The organism is Bradyrhizobium sp. WSM1417 (assembly GCF_000515415.1).
Lineage (GTDB): Bacteria > Pseudomonadota > Alphaproteobacteria > Rhizobiales > Xanthobacteraceae > Bradyrhizobium.
The window spans coordinates 2,646,670-2,660,153 of record NZ_KI911783.1 but is presented as its reverse complement, the minus strand read 5'-3'; the positions used below and the strand labels follow the sequence as shown (position 1 = coordinate 2,660,153).

At 64.9% G+C, this 13,484-nt stretch carries 14 protein-coding genes; 8 read left to right on the top strand and 6 right to left on the bottom strand.

Going from position 1 to position 13,484, the window contains the following annotated elements; all coding sequences use genetic code 11:
* Positions 1-216 precede the first annotated feature (216 nt).
* The 4 genes from BRA1417_RS40270 to BRA1417_RS0112745 are packed head-to-tail and all read left to right on the top strand — an operon-like array spanning position 217 to position 2,761.
* On the top strand, positions 217-522 hold the full coding sequence (locus tag BRA1417_RS40270) for a DUF2282 domain-containing protein (RefSeq protein WP_035968488.1): 306 nt from the start codon (positions 217-219) through the stop codon (positions 520-522).
* 46 nt (positions 523-568) lie between these two features.
* The gene (locus BRA1417_RS0112755) at positions 569-1,483 is read left to right on the top strand and encodes a DUF692 domain-containing protein (protein WP_027516095.1); all 915 of its coding nucleotides are present in this window, start codon (positions 569-571) and stop codon (positions 1,481-1,483) included.
* Positions 1,473-2,252 (top strand): DNA-binding domain-containing protein, encoded by a 780-nt coding sequence (locus BRA1417_RS0112750; RefSeq protein WP_027516094.1) that lies wholly within the window; start codon positions 1,473-1,475, stop codon positions 2,250-2,252. Before BRA1417_RS0112755 ends, BRA1417_RS0112750 begins: the two co-directional genes overlap by 11 nt.
* Complete coding sequence (locus BRA1417_RS0112745; RefSeq protein WP_027516093.1) at positions 2,252-2,761, top strand: DoxX family protein; 510 nt, start codon at positions 2,252-2,254, stop codon at positions 2,759-2,761. Before BRA1417_RS0112750 ends, BRA1417_RS0112745 begins: the two co-directional genes overlap by 1 nt.
* Positions 2,762-2,776: 15 nt before the next feature.
* Here the strand turns inward: BRA1417_RS0112745 and BRA1417_RS0112740 are convergent, their stop codons facing one another.
* The 3 genes from BRA1417_RS0112740 to BRA1417_RS0112730 are packed head-to-tail and all read right to left on the bottom strand — an operon-like array spanning position 2,777 to position 4,865.
* Entirely contained in the window at positions 2,777-3,625 is an 849-nt protein-coding gene (locus BRA1417_RS0112740; RefSeq protein WP_027516092.1) for an SDR family NAD(P)-dependent oxidoreductase, read from the bottom strand.
* Positions 3,626-3,634: 9 nt separating this feature from the next.
* Positions 3,635-4,186, bottom strand: coding sequence for a carboxymuconolactone decarboxylase family protein (locus BRA1417_RS0112735; RefSeq protein ID WP_027516091.1), 552 nt, complete (start codon positions 4,184-4,186; stop codon positions 3,635-3,637).
* Positions 4,164-4,865, bottom strand: a complete 702-nt coding sequence (locus tag BRA1417_RS0112730; protein ID WP_027520510.1) for a TetR/AcrR family transcriptional regulator — start codon at positions 4,863-4,865, stop codon at positions 4,164-4,166. Before BRA1417_RS0112730 ends, BRA1417_RS0112735 begins: the two co-directional genes overlap by 23 nt.
* 105 nt (positions 4,866-4,970) lie before the next feature.
* Between BRA1417_RS0112730 and BRA1417_RS0112725 the strand changes: the two genes are divergently transcribed.
* From BRA1417_RS0112725 to BRA1417_RS0112715, 3 genes are all read left to right on the top strand, one after another.
* Positions 4,971-5,960, top strand: coding sequence for a tripartite tricarboxylate transporter substrate binding protein (locus BRA1417_RS0112725; RefSeq protein WP_035968486.1), 990 nt, complete (start codon positions 4,971-4,973; stop codon positions 5,958-5,960).
* A 40-nt stretch (positions 5,961-6,000) separates the two neighbouring features.
* Complete coding sequence (locus tag BRA1417_RS0112720; RefSeq protein ID WP_027516089.1) at positions 6,001-6,537, top strand: VOC family protein; 537 nt, start codon at positions 6,001-6,003, stop codon at positions 6,535-6,537.
* 115 nt (positions 6,538-6,652) lie between these two features.
* Entirely contained in the window at positions 6,653-7,468 is an 816-nt protein-coding gene (locus tag BRA1417_RS0112715; protein WP_027516088.1) for a class I SAM-dependent methyltransferase, read from the top strand.
* 22 nt (positions 7,469-7,490) lie between these two features.
* On the opposite strand, the gene BRA1417_RS0112710 is transcribed toward BRA1417_RS0112715, so the two are convergent.
* The 3 genes from BRA1417_RS0112710 to BRA1417_RS0112700 all read right to left on the bottom strand — a co-directional run bounded on the left by BRA1417_RS0112710 (position 7,491) and on the right by BRA1417_RS0112700 (position 12,061).
* Positions 7,491-9,047 (bottom strand): L,D-transpeptidase, encoded by a 1,557-nt coding sequence (locus BRA1417_RS0112710; RefSeq protein WP_027516087.1) that lies wholly within the window; start codon positions 9,045-9,047, stop codon positions 7,491-7,493.
* Between the two features lie 385 nt (positions 9,048-9,432).
* Positions 9,433-10,458 (bottom strand): fatty acid desaturase, encoded by a 1,026-nt coding sequence (locus BRA1417_RS0112705; protein ID WP_027516086.1) that lies wholly within the window; start codon positions 10,456-10,458, stop codon positions 9,433-9,435.
* Between the two features lie 166 nt (positions 10,459-10,624).
* Positions 10,625-12,061 carry a lipopolysaccharide biosynthesis protein gene (locus BRA1417_RS0112700; protein WP_027516085.1) on the bottom strand — a complete coding sequence of 479 codons (1,437 nt, stop codon included), beginning with the start codon at positions 12,059-12,061 and terminating at the stop codon, positions 10,625-10,627.
* 306 nt (positions 12,062-12,367) lie between these two features.
* Here BRA1417_RS0112700 and BRA1417_RS0112695 point away from each other — a divergent pair, with 306 nt between their 5' ends.
* The gene (locus tag BRA1417_RS0112695) at positions 12,368-13,435 is read left to right on the top strand and encodes an endo-1,4-beta-xylanase (RefSeq protein WP_027516084.1); all 1,068 of its coding nucleotides are present in this window, start codon (positions 12,368-12,370) and stop codon (positions 13,433-13,435) included.
* Positions 13,436-13,484: the final 49 nt, after the last annotated feature.

Genomic DNA, 13,484 nt, shown 5'->3' with positions numbered 1-13,484 from the left:
GCCAATGCTCTCCGGCTAACGTCTCGATAGAGACTAGGCATTGGATTGACCGGCCCGTCACCCGCTAATCCGATCCAAGCGCACAGCCCGTGCGCCCATCTAACGGCCTCACGAACTCGTGACCTGCTCGATCGGTAACGCGAGCCGGCTGCGAGGCGAACGAACAAGGCGCTCTTCGCCTGCCAGGCGATGCCATCTCGAACAGGAGAAACTTCGATGTCTGCCAAACTTGCCGTGACCACGCTCGTTCTCGCCGGCGCCATGTCGACCGCACTGGCGACCTTGGCCGCTGCTGCTCCGCTGACCAAGGCCGAGGGCGATGCGGCCGTCGCCGCCAAGAAGGAAAAATGCTTCGGCGTCGCGCTGAAGGGCCAGAACGATTGTGCGGCCGGACCGGGCACGACCTGCCAGGGCACCTCGACCGCCGACTTCCAGGGCAATGCATGGAAATTCGTTCAGGGCGGCACCTGCACCAGCATCGACCTGCCGGGCGGCAAGAAGGGCTCGCTCAAGCCGGTCTGACGCGCTGCGTCGCGGCCACCACAACAAGGAACAGCGGAGAGAAACCATGACGACGGCAATCGCGCCTGACATGTCTGCGGTGCCCCTCCGCTATTCCGCGCCGATCGGCGACGTCGCCGGGACCAGCTTCAAGCCCGAACACCTTCAGGCGATTCTGGGCGCGAAACCACAGCGCGGCTTCTTCGAGGTCCATGCCGAGAACTACATGGGCGCAGGCGGACCGCCGCACCGCGCGCTGGAAGCGATCCGCCGCGACCATCCCGTCTCACTGCATGGCGTGTGCATGTCGATCGGCGGACCACAGCCGCTCGACAAGGCGCATCTGGCCCGCTTTCGCGGATTGGTGGCGCGTTACCAGCCCGCGCTGGTATCGGAGCATCTCGCCTGGTCGACGCATGAGACCAGCTTCTTCAACGATCTGTTGCCGCTGCCCTATACCGCAGCAACGCTCGGAAACGTCTGCGATCACATCGATCAGGTGCAGGACGCGATCCGCCGCCCGCTGCTGCTGGAAAACCCGTCGACCTATGTCGCCTTTCGCGAATCGTCGATGAGCGAGACCGATTTCATCCGCACTGTTGCCGAACGAACCGGCTGCGGGCTGCTGCTCGACATCAACAACGTCTTCGTATCCGCGACCAATCACGGGTTCTCGGCACTCGACTACCTCGCGGACTTTCCGCTGCCGCGCGTCGAAGAGATCCATCTCGCCGGCCATGCCAAGCAGGTCGACGACGAAGGCGATCTGCTGCTGATCGACAGCCATGACGGCCCGGTCGCGGACGCCGTGTGGAAGCTGTACGAGATCGTCGTCCGGCGCCGCGGCGGCGTGCCGACGCTGATCGAGTGGGACAGCAAGATCCCGGACTGGCCGGTCCTGCGAGCGGAGGCGGCCGCTGCGCAGGCGATCCTCGATCGTTGCCGCCCGGTCGAGCTGACGGGAGATCGTCATGCCGCCTGAGCCTGACCTTTGCTTTGCCGCAGCCTTTGCACCGGCGCTGCTGGACCCGGTGCGCCCTGCGCCTGAGATCGTGACCGGCCCGAACGGCAAGGCACCTGGCAAGCGCTACGATGTCTACCGCAACAACGTCACGGTCAGCCTGATCGACGCGCTCGCTGCGATCTATCCGGCGGTGCAGCGCATCACCGGCATCGACTTCTTCCGCGCCATGGCCCGCTTCCACGTTCGCCTGACGCCGCCGATCTCACCCCTGCTGTTCGACTACGGCCGCGACTTCGCGGACTTCATTGCGCAATATGAGCATGCGCAGATGATGCCATGGCTCGCAGATGTCGCACGCATCGAGCGGGCCTGGCTCGATGCCTATCACGCCGCCGACGCGGCACCGCTGTCGCCGGCGCAGCTTGCCGCGGTTGCGCCGGAGCGGCTGGGCGACCTCGTCCTCGTACGGCACCCGGCGGCGGGAATCGTGCAGTCGCAATTCGCGGCGGTGACGATATTCGCCGCCAACCGCGACACGTCGCCGGTTGGGCACATCGACGCTGCGACACCGGAAGACGCGTTGGTCACCCGCGCCGAATTCGATGTCGTGGTCCGGCACCTGCCGCCCGGCGGAGCAGTATTCGCGAGCAGCCTGATGTCGGGTCGGCCGCTCGGCGAGGCCGCCGCACGCGCGCTGGAGGCGGCGGCCGACTTCGACCTCGCTTCGAACATCGCCGGCCTGATCGAGGCAGGCGCCTTCACTTCAATCGCTTTCGGAGACGTCTGATGATCACGGACCAACGCATGCAGGCGGGCGGCGGCCTCCCCTCGCTCGGGCTCCTCGTCGACAAGGCCAATCATCTGGTGCAGACCATCGCCTCGCCGTCGGTCGTTCAGCTCGTGCTCCGCTTTGCGCTGGCGGTTCCGTTCTGGCGTTCTGGCATGCTCAAATGGGCAGGCTTCCTCAGGCTCAACGACACCGCGGTGACGTTGTTCAGCGACGAGTTCATGCTGCATCTGCCGGGCGGGCCCTATCACTATCCGGCACCGACGGTGATGGCGTTCCTCTCGGGATGTGGAGAGATCATGTTGCCGATCCTCCTGCTGCTCGGCTTCGGCACCCGGTTTGCGGCGCTCGGACTGCTGTTCATGACCGTCATCGTCGAGCTGACCGTGCCTGACGGCTGGCCGATCCACATCACCTGGGCGGCGATGGCGCTCGGCATCATGGCCTACGGGCCGGGACGCGTCTCGCTCGACCACCTGATCTGCCAAGCGCGCGGCCCCCGGCCATAGGCGCGAGACGCCGTCTCACATCCCGCTCAGGCCGCTATCGACCGCGAGCGTCTGCGCGGTGACATAGACGCTCTCGTCCGAGAGGAAGAACAGCACGGCATAGGCGATCTCCCAGGCGGTGGCCTGACGGCCGAACGGGACATGGCCCTTGCCACGGTTGGGTCGGCCGGCGCCGGCCTCGCGGCCGTTCGGTGTGTCGACCAGGCCGGGATAGACCAAATTGGCACGGATGCCGCGGCGCGACCCGAGATGGGCGATGTTGCGCATGAGGCCGCCGAGCGCGGCTTTCGAGGAATCATACACCGCCATCTGCGAGCCGGCTTTCAGCGCGGCGATGGAGGAGATGAAGACGATCGATCCGCCATTGTCGAATTTCGGCAGGCCCGCGCGGCAGCACAGCATCGGGCCGCGAACGTTGACGTCGTAGATCGCATTCCACTCCTCCGGGCTGACGGCATCGAGCCCGACCTTGCCGAAGGTGCCGATGTTGAGCACCATGCCGTCGAGCCCGCCCATGGCGCGATGCGCCACGTCGATCATGCGCAGGACGTCGGCCTCCGCCGTGACGTCGGCGGCAATCGCAAAGGCTTCACCGCCTTCGTCGGTGATCCGCTTGACGGTGTGCTCGGCCGAGGTTCGGTTGAGGTCGGCGACCGCAACCTTGGCGCCCTCACGCGCGCACAGAATGCTCATGGCGCGGCCGTTGCCGATCGGATCGGTGGCGGCATCGAACACGCGCTGGCCACCGCCGACGATCAGGATGCGGCGGCCCCTAAGGCGCCCCCTGCCCGGCGCTTCGCCCAGCGATTCCGCACTCGGCGGGCGGACATAGCGGTCGGGCCTGGTGTCGGGATTTTCGGACATGCGAGCCGCCTATGTCTTGCCGCCGTCATACACCTTCATGCCGGCTGCCGGATCGAGATCGGTCTCGGTCGCCTCGGTGACACGCGCCATCATCATGTAGAAGCCGAGCGCGACGATGGATTCGACGATCTCCTGGTCGCTGAAATGCTCGCGCATGGCGGCAAAGATTGCCTCGGGAACGCGGACGTTCTCGACCACCTCGCGGCCGAATTTCAGCAGCGCGCGCTCCGCCTCGCTCAAGGCGGCGGCATCGTAATCGGCGCGCTCGACCGCATCGACCTGTGCTTGCGTGCAGCCGACCCCGAGCGCGATCGGCACGTGCTGGCGCCATTCATAGGCGCCGCCTTCGAGCTGGGCGGCCTGGAGGATCAGGAGCTCGCGATTGACCGCACTGAGCTTCTGCTTGTGCAGGATCGAGTTGCCGAGCCGCATCGCCGGGATCATGTTGGCCTCGGCGTGCGCCATCATGCGGAAAATATTCAGCTTGACCGGCATGCGGTCGAACGAGGCGCGGATGTCGCCGCTGGTCGTCTCCGGATCAATCAGGGGCAGCCTTGCCACGATTCTCTCCCTTGGCTTTTCGTTTCTTGTTGTCCCGCGTCCCGCCATCCGCCGCGATCAGCGACAGGAAGAAGGCGAGATAGCGGTCGATCGCCTCGATCACCTTCGGCCGCGGCGACGGTGCCGCGCCCATCACGTAATGTTCGAGACGGATGTAGATCAGCCCTGCCGCGAACAGCCGCGCGGTCTCGCGCGGGTCCGGCGTCGAGACCAGGCCGGCGAGTGCAAAGCCGCGGAAGTAATCCGTCATCATGCTCTGCTCGCGCGCGTAGAAATGATCGGCGAATTTGGCGCGGATGCCGGGCACGCGATTGCGCTCGGCGGTGATGACTTTCTGGAACTGGTGCTCGCGCGGATCGGACCATTGCTCGACGAGGTCCAATGCAAACTGGCGGCAGAACGCGGCGGGCTGGCGCGCGAGCTGCTTGTAGCGCGGCTCTTCCAGCCGGCTCGCCGAGCTGGCCGGACCGTGCTCGCTGACGATCGCCTCGAGGATCGCGGCCTTTCCGGCGAAGTGATTGTAGAGGCTGCTCTCGCGAATGCCGACGCGGCGCGCGAGCTCGCGCATCGAGGCGCCGCCATAGCCGCTCTGCGCGAACAGATCGAGCGCCTCGGCGAGGATGCGCGCGCGGGTGGTGGGCGCAGCTGCTTCCGCCGCGCTGGTGGTGTGGACAGCCATGCAAACTTGACTAACGAACGATCGTTCGCTAGTCAACCGTACGAAGGATCGTTCGTTTCAACTCCGCTCTCAAAGAAGCGGAGAGCAATCTGGGGAGACTAGGTCATGGCGCGCTTCGTCCATTTTCGTCTGCTGCGCGCCGCAACATTGTCATTGGTCGCAACGTCCTCGGCAATACTGCCTGCGCGCGCCGAGGACCCGGCCGCCTATCCCACACACAAGATCAGGATGCTGCTGCCTTATGCGGCCGGTGGCGGCGGCGACGTGATCGGCCGGCTGCTCGGCGACAGGATGGGCAAGACGCTCGGACAGAGCGTCTATATCGAGAACCACACCGGGGCTGCCGGCACGCTCGGCACCCAGATGGTCGCAGCGTCCGCGAATGACGGCTACACCATCACCGTCGGCGGCATGACCACGCATGTGCTGGCGCCGGCGATCTATCCGAAACTGCCCTACGATTCGATCAAGGACTTCACCACGATCGGGCGCATCGGCACGTCCTCGATCATGCTGGTGGCGACCAAGGATTTTGCCGCCAACGACATCAAGGGCCTGATCACGCTGGCCAAGAAGGGCGAGCCGATCCAGTACGGGAGCTGGGGCGTGGGCTCGACCGGACAATTCTGCGCCGAAATCCTGATGCAGCAGACCGGAATCAAGATGGACCACGTGCCGTTCAACGGCATTGCCAAATTGGCCGGCGATTTGCTCGGCGGCCACATCTCGCTGGCGACGCTCGACATGGCGACCGCGACTCCGCTGGTGAAGGACGGCTCGATCAAGGCGCTGGCGGCCTGCGGCGAGCGCTCACCGAGCCTGCCGGATGTCGCAAGCTACAAGGAACAGGGCGTGCCGTTCGACCGCAGCCTGTCCTGGGCGATGTATGCGCCTGCGGGCCTCGCCGAGCCGATCGCGAGAAAATTGTCGGCGGCACTGAAGGAGGCGCTCGGCGATACGGCCGTGAAGGAGAAGCTGCTGGGGCTCGGCATCACGCCGCAATTCGTGCCGGGCGACGAGCAGCGTGACATCAACGCCCGCGACATCGCGGCCTGGAAGCAGGTCGCCAAGGACGCGGGCATTGAAGTGAAGTGAATCGAGATCAGGTGAACGAGGTGACAACGGGGGCGCCGATATGAGCCGCATCTTCGGCGCGGTGCGCCAGAACGGATATGTGGTGCGGGACATCCACGCCGCGATGAAGCACTGGATCGAGGTGATGGGCGTCGGTCCCTGGTACTACATGGACCGGGTCAAGACCGACTGGTTTCGCCATCGCGGCGAAAACTCCGCCGTCGAGATGAGCATCGCGCTGGCCAATTCCGGCGATCTCCAAATCGAGCTGATCCAGCAGCGCAACGACGCGCCCTCGCTGTACAAGGAATTCCTCGAGTCCGGCCACGAAGGCCTCCAGCACATGTCCTACTGGAGCCACGACTACCAAGCGCTCTACGACAAGGCGCTCGGGCTCGGCTACAGGATCGGCCACGAGGGCCAAATCGGCGGGGACAGAGGGCGCTTTGCCTATTTCGACACCCAGGCCCATCCAGGCACCGTGATCGAGATCTCCGACATCAGCGGCGCCAAGGGGCCGTTCTTCGAGAAGGTCCGGCAGGCTGCTTTGAGCTGGGATGGCACGCGGCCGATTCGCGAGGTCGGCGCGAGCCGATGACGCCGGCGGCCGGCAAGGCGATGCAGGCATCGGCCGGGTTCACCGCGCAGCTGGCGCGTTAGACGGCAATTCATGGTAACGTGAGCTTCGTGTCCGAACCTTCAGCGAGGCAAGCATGTCCAACACTGACAAGGTTTTCGCCGGCTCCATCCCGAAACTCTACGACGAATATCTGGTCCCGATGATCTTCGCCGTCTACGCCGACGACATCGCAAGACGTGTCGCGGCCCGCTCTCCCTCCGTGCTGCTCGAGATCGCGGCAGGCACCGGCGCCGTGACGCGCGCGGTGGCGGCGGCGCTGCCGCGCGGCGTCCGTTATGTCGCCACCGACCTCAACGAGCCGATGCTCGCCGTCGCGGCGCAGCGTCAGGCAGACGACGATCGCATCTCGTGGCGCCAGGCCGACGGATCGGCCCTGCCCTTCGACGATGCCGCCTTCGACGTGGTCTGCTGCCAATTCGGCGCCATGTTCTTTCCGGACCGCCTCAAGGCCTACGGGGAAGTGAAGCGCGTCCTGAAGGATGGCGGCACGTTCGTGTTCAACGTCTGGGATCGCATCGAGGACAATGTGCTGACGCATGAAGCGACGGTGGCGCTCGAAAAGCTGTTTCCCGACGACCCGCCTCGTTTCATGGCCCGGACGCCGCACGGCTATCACGACAAGGCCGTCATCAGAACCGATCTCGAACGCGCAGGCTTCCGCGACATATCGATCGAAACGCGAGCTGAAATAAGCCGCGCGCCGTCGCCCGAGCACGTCGCGATCGCGCTCTGCCAGGGCACGCCGCTGCGCAGCGAGATCGAGGCACGCGATGCCAGCAAGCTTCAGGCTGCGACCGACATCGTCGCCGCGGCGATCCGGACGCGCCATGGGTCCGGACCGATCGAAGGCAAGATCCAGGCGATCGTGATCGAGGCGCGGCGGTCGTAACGGGCTTCGATCTGCCCGCCTCCTACCAGAAGCCCCGCTGCATCGGCTGCGCCGGCTGATAGTATTGATACTGGCCACGCCGGCGCGGATTGACGGGCTGCGGGTTCGGGTCGCGCTGGAAGAAGAAGCCGAAACCGTTGCCGCCATTGTCCCAGCCATCGTCGCTCGCCATGGCCATCGGAGGCGCGGTCGGCTTGCGCGTGATGAAACCGCCCTGGGGCTGGTTGCTCAGCACCGCGACGAACTCGGTGCGGTAGTTGGTCTCGCTGCTCAGCGGCTCGTCCGAGATGATGATCGAGGACCGCGGCAACGCGGTCGGCGCGATGCGATCGAGCACCTCCTGCGGGATGGTGATGCGATCGAGCGCGCTCCTGGCGCTGTCGCTGTCTTCGATCGTGACCACGCTCCATCGCAGGCCCATATCGTTCTTCGCCATCGCCGTGAAGATATGCGTGCCGAGCGGCTGGTCGGGATTGCGGATCGTGACGGGAACCTCGATGCTGGTGTCGAACACCTCGCCGCCCCCGTCCGGTGCCGGCTTGTGCGTATTCCGCCGCACATAGAGCTTCTGCGTCGCGCGGCTGATGTAGACCGAGACCGGTTCGAGCGCGAGCTTTGCGTCGGTCGCAGCCTTCACGGCGTCGGCCTTCCTGGCCGCTGCCGCCTTGGCGGCCTCTTTCGTGGCCGCGACCGCATCGCGCTTCGGCTGTGCGGCGGCCTTGGCGGCATCGAGCTGCGTCGCCGCGTCGGCGGCCCTGATGGCGGCCTTCTGCTTCAGATCCTCGGCCTTGGCGCGGGCCTGATCGGTCTTCGCGGCCGCGAGCTGCTTGTCGGCGAAGGCGAGCTCGGCGTCAGCGCGGGTCTTCTGCTGTTCCAGCTTGCGCAGCGAGGCCGGCAGCGATGCCGCCTCTTTCGCGGCCAAAGTCGCGGCCTTCTTGGCCTCGTCGGCCGCCCTTGTGGCCTCCTCGGCCTCGCCGGAGAGCTTGCCGATCTGGCCCGGCGCCGCGGCAATGGCGTCCCGCTTCGGCATGAACAGTGCGGGATGAACGATGTCGATCGGAGCCGCGTCGTTCGGCGAGATGATCACGCGCATCCCGATGTTGGTCTTGTCGAACAGGCCCTCCGCGAAACCGAACGGCATCCGCACGCAACCATGCGAAGCGGCGTAGCCGGGCAGCGGCCCGCCATGGAGCGCGATGCCGTTCCAGGTGATGCGCTGCATGTTCGGCATCCAGGCATCGTCATACATGGTCGAGTGGTGGTCCTTGTCCTTCTCGACGATGGCGAAAACGCCGGCCGGCGTCTCGCGTCCCGTCGTGCCGGTGGACACCGGCGCGCGAAAAATCCAACCCTCGGCGTCGTAGAAGGTGACCTGCTGGCTTTTGATCGACACGATCGCCATGATCGGTTCGCCGGCCTCGCGCGGCGCCACCGCCTCGGCCGGCTGACGCGCCTGCTTGGCCGCATTGGCCGGGGCCACGGCCGCAAAGGCGAGCATCGCCGCCAAGGTCACAATTCCGGGAGGCCCCCAACGCCGCATCGCCACGGTGGATTGCGCCGTTGTCATCAGGTTTCTCATGCCATCCTCGGTCGAAATGCCAGTCCGCCGGTCATTGATCAGATTGCGATCTTTGAATTAAGAAATCGCAGCCGCCTTACGTTCCGTCTGTGGCGACATTCGGCACGTTCCGGCGATAAATCTCATATACGACGGTTGATGCAGGCGGAAGGGCGGCGCGCGGCCGAAGCTGGCGGTCTATCGCTGCGACAGAATGACCGGGGGTCGCTGACACGGCTGCCAGTGCCCGGCGTCGGACGGCGGGCCACCTTGAACGGGCGCTGAACGCCCAGGCCTTCCGATCGACCGTTCACAGACAACCCAACACCCGCACGCGCGGATTCACGCCATTCGGCGGCCGCGCGGGGGCGGCGTAAGCGAAACCGCTGGGGCCAAGGCTGCCTTTTCAAACAAGCTTGGCTCCCTTTCCAAACAAGGCCGCCTCTCCAAAGGAGACGAGCCGCTGCCGCTCCTCGTCCCACAAGGTCAGCCGCACGGTCCGCAAACTCTGGAGCAGCGTAATCCGCCCGACACCAGCGAACTGCGGATTGTCGCGCAACACGTCCTGCAAGCGATAGTAGGGAATTCGACTGGACAAATGATGGATGTGGTGGACGCCGATATTTGCGGTGAACCATCGCAAGACAGCCGGCAATTGGTAGTGAGAGCTGCCGTGCAGCGCGGCGTCGTGAAAATTCCAGGTCTCGTCGTGGGCCCAGTGCGTGTGCTCGAACTGATGCTGGACGTAGAACAGCCAGACACCGATCGACGCCGCCAGAACAATGATCGGCAGATGCACGAGCAGGAACGGCCCATAGCCGACCAGCTGGATCATCGTGACGACGAGAACCGCGAGGGCGATGTTCGTGCCCATCGTGCTCAGCCAGGGTTTCCAGCCGCGACGCATCATCCCCACCGGCAATCGGTGCTTCAAGATGAACAAATACGAGGGGCCGACGCCAAACATCACCAGGGGATGTCGATACAAGCGATACAGCGTCCGACGCCATCGCGACCGCCCGAGAAATTCGCGCGTGGTCAACGTGTCGATGTCGCCCAACCCCCTTTGATCGAGATTGCCGGAGTTCGCATGATGGCCTGCATGGTTACGCCGCCAGTAGCCGTATGGCGTGAGTGTCATCACGCCGAGGGCACGGCCGACCCAATCGTTGGCAACGCGGCCGCGGAAGAACGAGCCGTGTCCGCAATCATGTTGGATCATGAAGAGGCGGACCAGCAAACCCGCGGCGGGCACCTCCAGCAGGAGGGCAAACCAATAGCCCTGGTCAAGAGCGGCCCAAATCAGAGCCCAGATGACGACGAACGGTATCGCCGTAATCGCCAGTTCGAGGACACCCCGCGCATTGTCGGGCTCGCGATAGCGGGCGAGCAACTGCGCCGATGCGCGGATTTCCGGTATTCCTTGGCTCATATCTGCTCTGCTCCCGACATGCCGCCCAAGAAGCACGGTTATGGCCAAGGATGCAACAAAATCGCCCACCACCTGGACCGCTTCCGGTCGAAACCGAGCCATCGCCAAGTCAAGCGGCGCTTTCAGGGCTTCAGACGGTGAGGACGAGCCTCGTCAGACGCCGCTGCTAAACGCCTAACGCCTTCCGATTGAAGGTTCGCAGGAAACGCAACGACAGCGTCCGGACATTTGCGACGTTCAGCAACCACGCTGCGGCGACATAAGCGAGGCCGCCCGCAAGGCTCACGACCATGAGTGGGACAAGGCCGATGCCATTGACCTGGGATCGTGCCGCGAGAATCGCGGCCGCCATCGCCGCGGCGGAGACGGCAACGCCGGCGAGGCGGTGGAGGTCGAACGGGACCGGATGGGCGCGATGCATCAGGGCGACGGCAACGAGGAAGCCGATCGCCTCGGTCGCAAGCGTTGCCAGCGCCGCGCCGTAGAGGCCATGGCCGGCCACCAGCACGAACATCAACGCCACGCTGACGACCAGCGTCAGGAACGACTGCGCCGCCAGCATGAACGGTCGCTCTGCAAGCTGGAAACTGATCTGCACGTAGAATTGATTGGCGATGCCGAACAAGCGCGCGAGCACCAGCGTCGGCAGCAATACCGACACGCCGGCGCGGAAGTCGACGCCGACGAGCGTGCCGGCAACCTGGTCGGCTGCGAGCGCGAGCCAGACGGCGACGGGCGCGACCACGACGAGCAGAAGCTCGAGACTCTCGGTCAGCCGCTGCCGCGTCGTCTCTGTGTTTTTGTCCGACAATGACCGGAACACCAGCGGCACGGTCGCCGCGGCGACGCTGGATGCGATCATGACCATGAATTGTCGCGGCAGATCGGCGGCGACGCCAAAGATGCCGGCGGCGTCCTTGCCGAGCAAATAAGCCACGATGAGGCGGTCGCAGGCCGAGTAGACCGCAACGGACAGGCCGGCCAGCGTCAGCGGCAGGCCGTAGCGCGCGAGCTGTATGAACTGGCTGCGCTGAAAGCGCGCGATCCTGGTGCGGTCACCGACGAGGTTCAGGATGATCCCGGCGAGCGAACCCAGGCCGAACGCGGCAAGCAGTCCCAGTCCACCCCAGCCCAGCCAGATACCGAGCAGGCCGAAACCGACGCTCGACACGCTACGCACGATCGAGATCGCCGCGAATCTGTAAGGGCGCAGTTTTGCTCGCTCGAACTCCTGGCCGACATCGACGGCATTCGCCATGATCGCGACGAACATGCTGGCAAGCAGCAGCCCGACGCTGAGATCGCTGCGGAACAGGAAGACCAGCGGCGTGGTGGCGCAGAGGACGGCAACGGTGAGCGCAAAGGCGACCATTGCGGTGCCGCGGAAATCCACCTCGGCCGACATCGCCTGATAGCGCGACACCGACAGCTTGATCCAGGCGAAGAAGATCGCGCCCAGAATGCCCGCCAGGCTGATGCCGACGACATAGACGCCGTACTCCGCCGGCGTCAGCAGCCGCGTGTAGGCCGTGACGGCGAAGAAGCCCACCGCCGCAGGCAGGATGTAGGCGACGAGATAGATCGAGAAATGGCGGTTCAGCATGCGAGCACGGGACCGGCAACATTGTTGCGAGTGTGACGGCCGTTCATCAATTGGACCATGGCGGGGCGAGCGAATTGCGCCGCAGCATCTCTCAAGAATGTCACATAAGTCTGGAGATCGGGCGGCGAATGCGGCTTTGAGGCCGCTTTCGCGGGTTAGCGTTAAATTTGCCCTTCCCTGACGGCGGCACGGCCACCGAAAGGAACCGTGATTTCGCAGATGGCAAAGTTAACCCAACGAGGGGAAACCCCGGCGTTGCAAGGCGTCGCTTGGTACGATGGCGCGTTGGTGCGATTAAGGAATGCCGTGACCAGGCTCGACAGACGCGAATTTCTCCTCGGCAGCGCGGCGGCCCTCGCGGCCGGTGCATCGGCGTCCGCAGCGCCGGCGTCGAAACTCGCCCAGCGCTATCAGGGATTTGGTGCCGCGGCCACGCTCTGGGATCTGCAAGCCGATCCCAGGCTCGGCGAAGCCATCAGCACCTATTGCACGCAGGTGGTTCCGGTGCTCGAGCTGAAATGGCCGATGCTGCGTCCCGACGCGCACACCTTTGCCTTTGAACGCGCCGACGCGATACTGGATTTCGCCCGGCAGAACGACCTGACGATGCGCGGGCACGCGCTCGCCTGGTATCACGATATTCCGGACTGGACCAAGCAGATCAAGGATGCCAAGGGTGTCGAGCGCGCCTATGTCGACCACATCGGCACGGTCGTCTCCTATTACAAGGACAAGCTGACGTCGTGGGACGTCGTCAATGAGCCGATCCCGGACAATCCACGCAGTCCAAAAGACCGGCGCGAGTCGTTCTGGACGCAGCATCTGGGCAATCGCTGGATTCCGTTGGCGTTCCGCACGGCGGCCGCGGCCGACCCCTTCGTCAAGCTCGCGATCAACGAATACGATATCGAGTCGGCCAAGGACACGTTCATTGCGAAGCGCGCGGCCTACCGCCAACTCATCATGGAGCTGCTCGACCAGGGCGTGCCGCTGCACGCCGTGGGACTGCAATCGCATCTGCATGCCGAGCTCGAGATCGACACCCATGGGCTCGCCGAATTCGTCACCGAGCTGCGCGCCTGGGGCCTCGAGGTGTATGTCACCGAGCTCGATGTCGACGACCAGAAGCTGACGGGGACGCCGGCGGAGCGCGATGCCATCGTCGCCAAGCGCGTCGATGATCTCTTGACCGCGATCTCGACCAGCGGACCGGTGCGCTCGATCCTGACCTGGGGCCTCTCGGACCGCTACAGCTGGATCAACGGCACCTTTGCCCGCGCCGACAAGCAGCCGAACCGTCCTTTGCCGCTCGACGGCGAGTTCAAGCCGAAGCCGTTCATGAACGTGATCGGCAAGTTCACGAGGGACGCTTAAGCGGCTTTACTTTGAGCATGATCTTTTCGGAAAACCGCTGCACACTTTT

Excerpts from the sequence above, each read along its gene's own strand:
- BRA1417_RS40270 (WP_035968488.1), top strand. The coding sequence starts at position 217 with ATGTCTGCCAAACTTGCCGTGACCACGCTCGTTCTCGCCGGCGCCATG.
- BRA1417_RS0112755 (WP_027516095.1), top strand. The coding sequence starts at position 569 with ATGACGACGGCAATCGCGCCTGACATGTCTGCGGTGCCCCTCCGCTAT.
- BRA1417_RS0112750 (WP_027516094.1), top strand. The coding sequence starts at position 1,473 with ATGCCGCCTGAGCCTGACCTTTGCTTTGCCGCAGCCTTTGCACCGGCG.
- BRA1417_RS0112745 (WP_027516093.1), top strand. The coding sequence starts at position 2,252 with ATGATCACGGACCAACGCATGCAGGCGGGCGGCGGCCTCCCCTCGCTC.
- BRA1417_RS0112740 (WP_027516092.1), bottom strand. The coding sequence starts at position 3,625 with ATGTCCGAAAATCCCGACACCAGGCCCGACCGCTATGTCCGCCCGCCG.
- BRA1417_RS0112730 (WP_027520510.1), bottom strand. The coding sequence starts at position 4,865 with ATGGCTGTCCACACCACCAGCGCGGCGGAAGCAGCTGCGCCCACCACC.
- BRA1417_RS0112725 (WP_035968486.1), top strand. The coding sequence starts at position 4,971 with ATGGCGCGCTTCGTCCATTTTCGTCTGCTGCGCGCCGCAACATTGTCA.
- BRA1417_RS0112720 (WP_027516089.1), top strand. The coding sequence starts at position 6,001 with ATGAGCCGCATCTTCGGCGCGGTGCGCCAGAACGGATATGTGGTGCGG.
- BRA1417_RS0112715 (WP_027516088.1), top strand. The coding sequence starts at position 6,653 with ATGTCCAACACTGACAAGGTTTTCGCCGGCTCCATCCCGAAACTCTAC.
- BRA1417_RS0112710 (WP_027516087.1), bottom strand. The coding sequence starts at position 9,047 with ATGAGAAACCTGATGACAACGGCGCAATCCACCGTGGCGATGCGGCGT.
- BRA1417_RS0112705 (WP_027516086.1), bottom strand. The coding sequence starts at position 10,458 with ATGAGCCAAGGAATACCGGAAATCCGCGCATCGGCGCAGTTGCTCGCC.
- BRA1417_RS0112700 (WP_027516085.1), bottom strand. The coding sequence starts at position 12,061 with ATGCTGAACCGCCATTTCTCGATCTATCTCGTCGCCTACATCCTGCCT.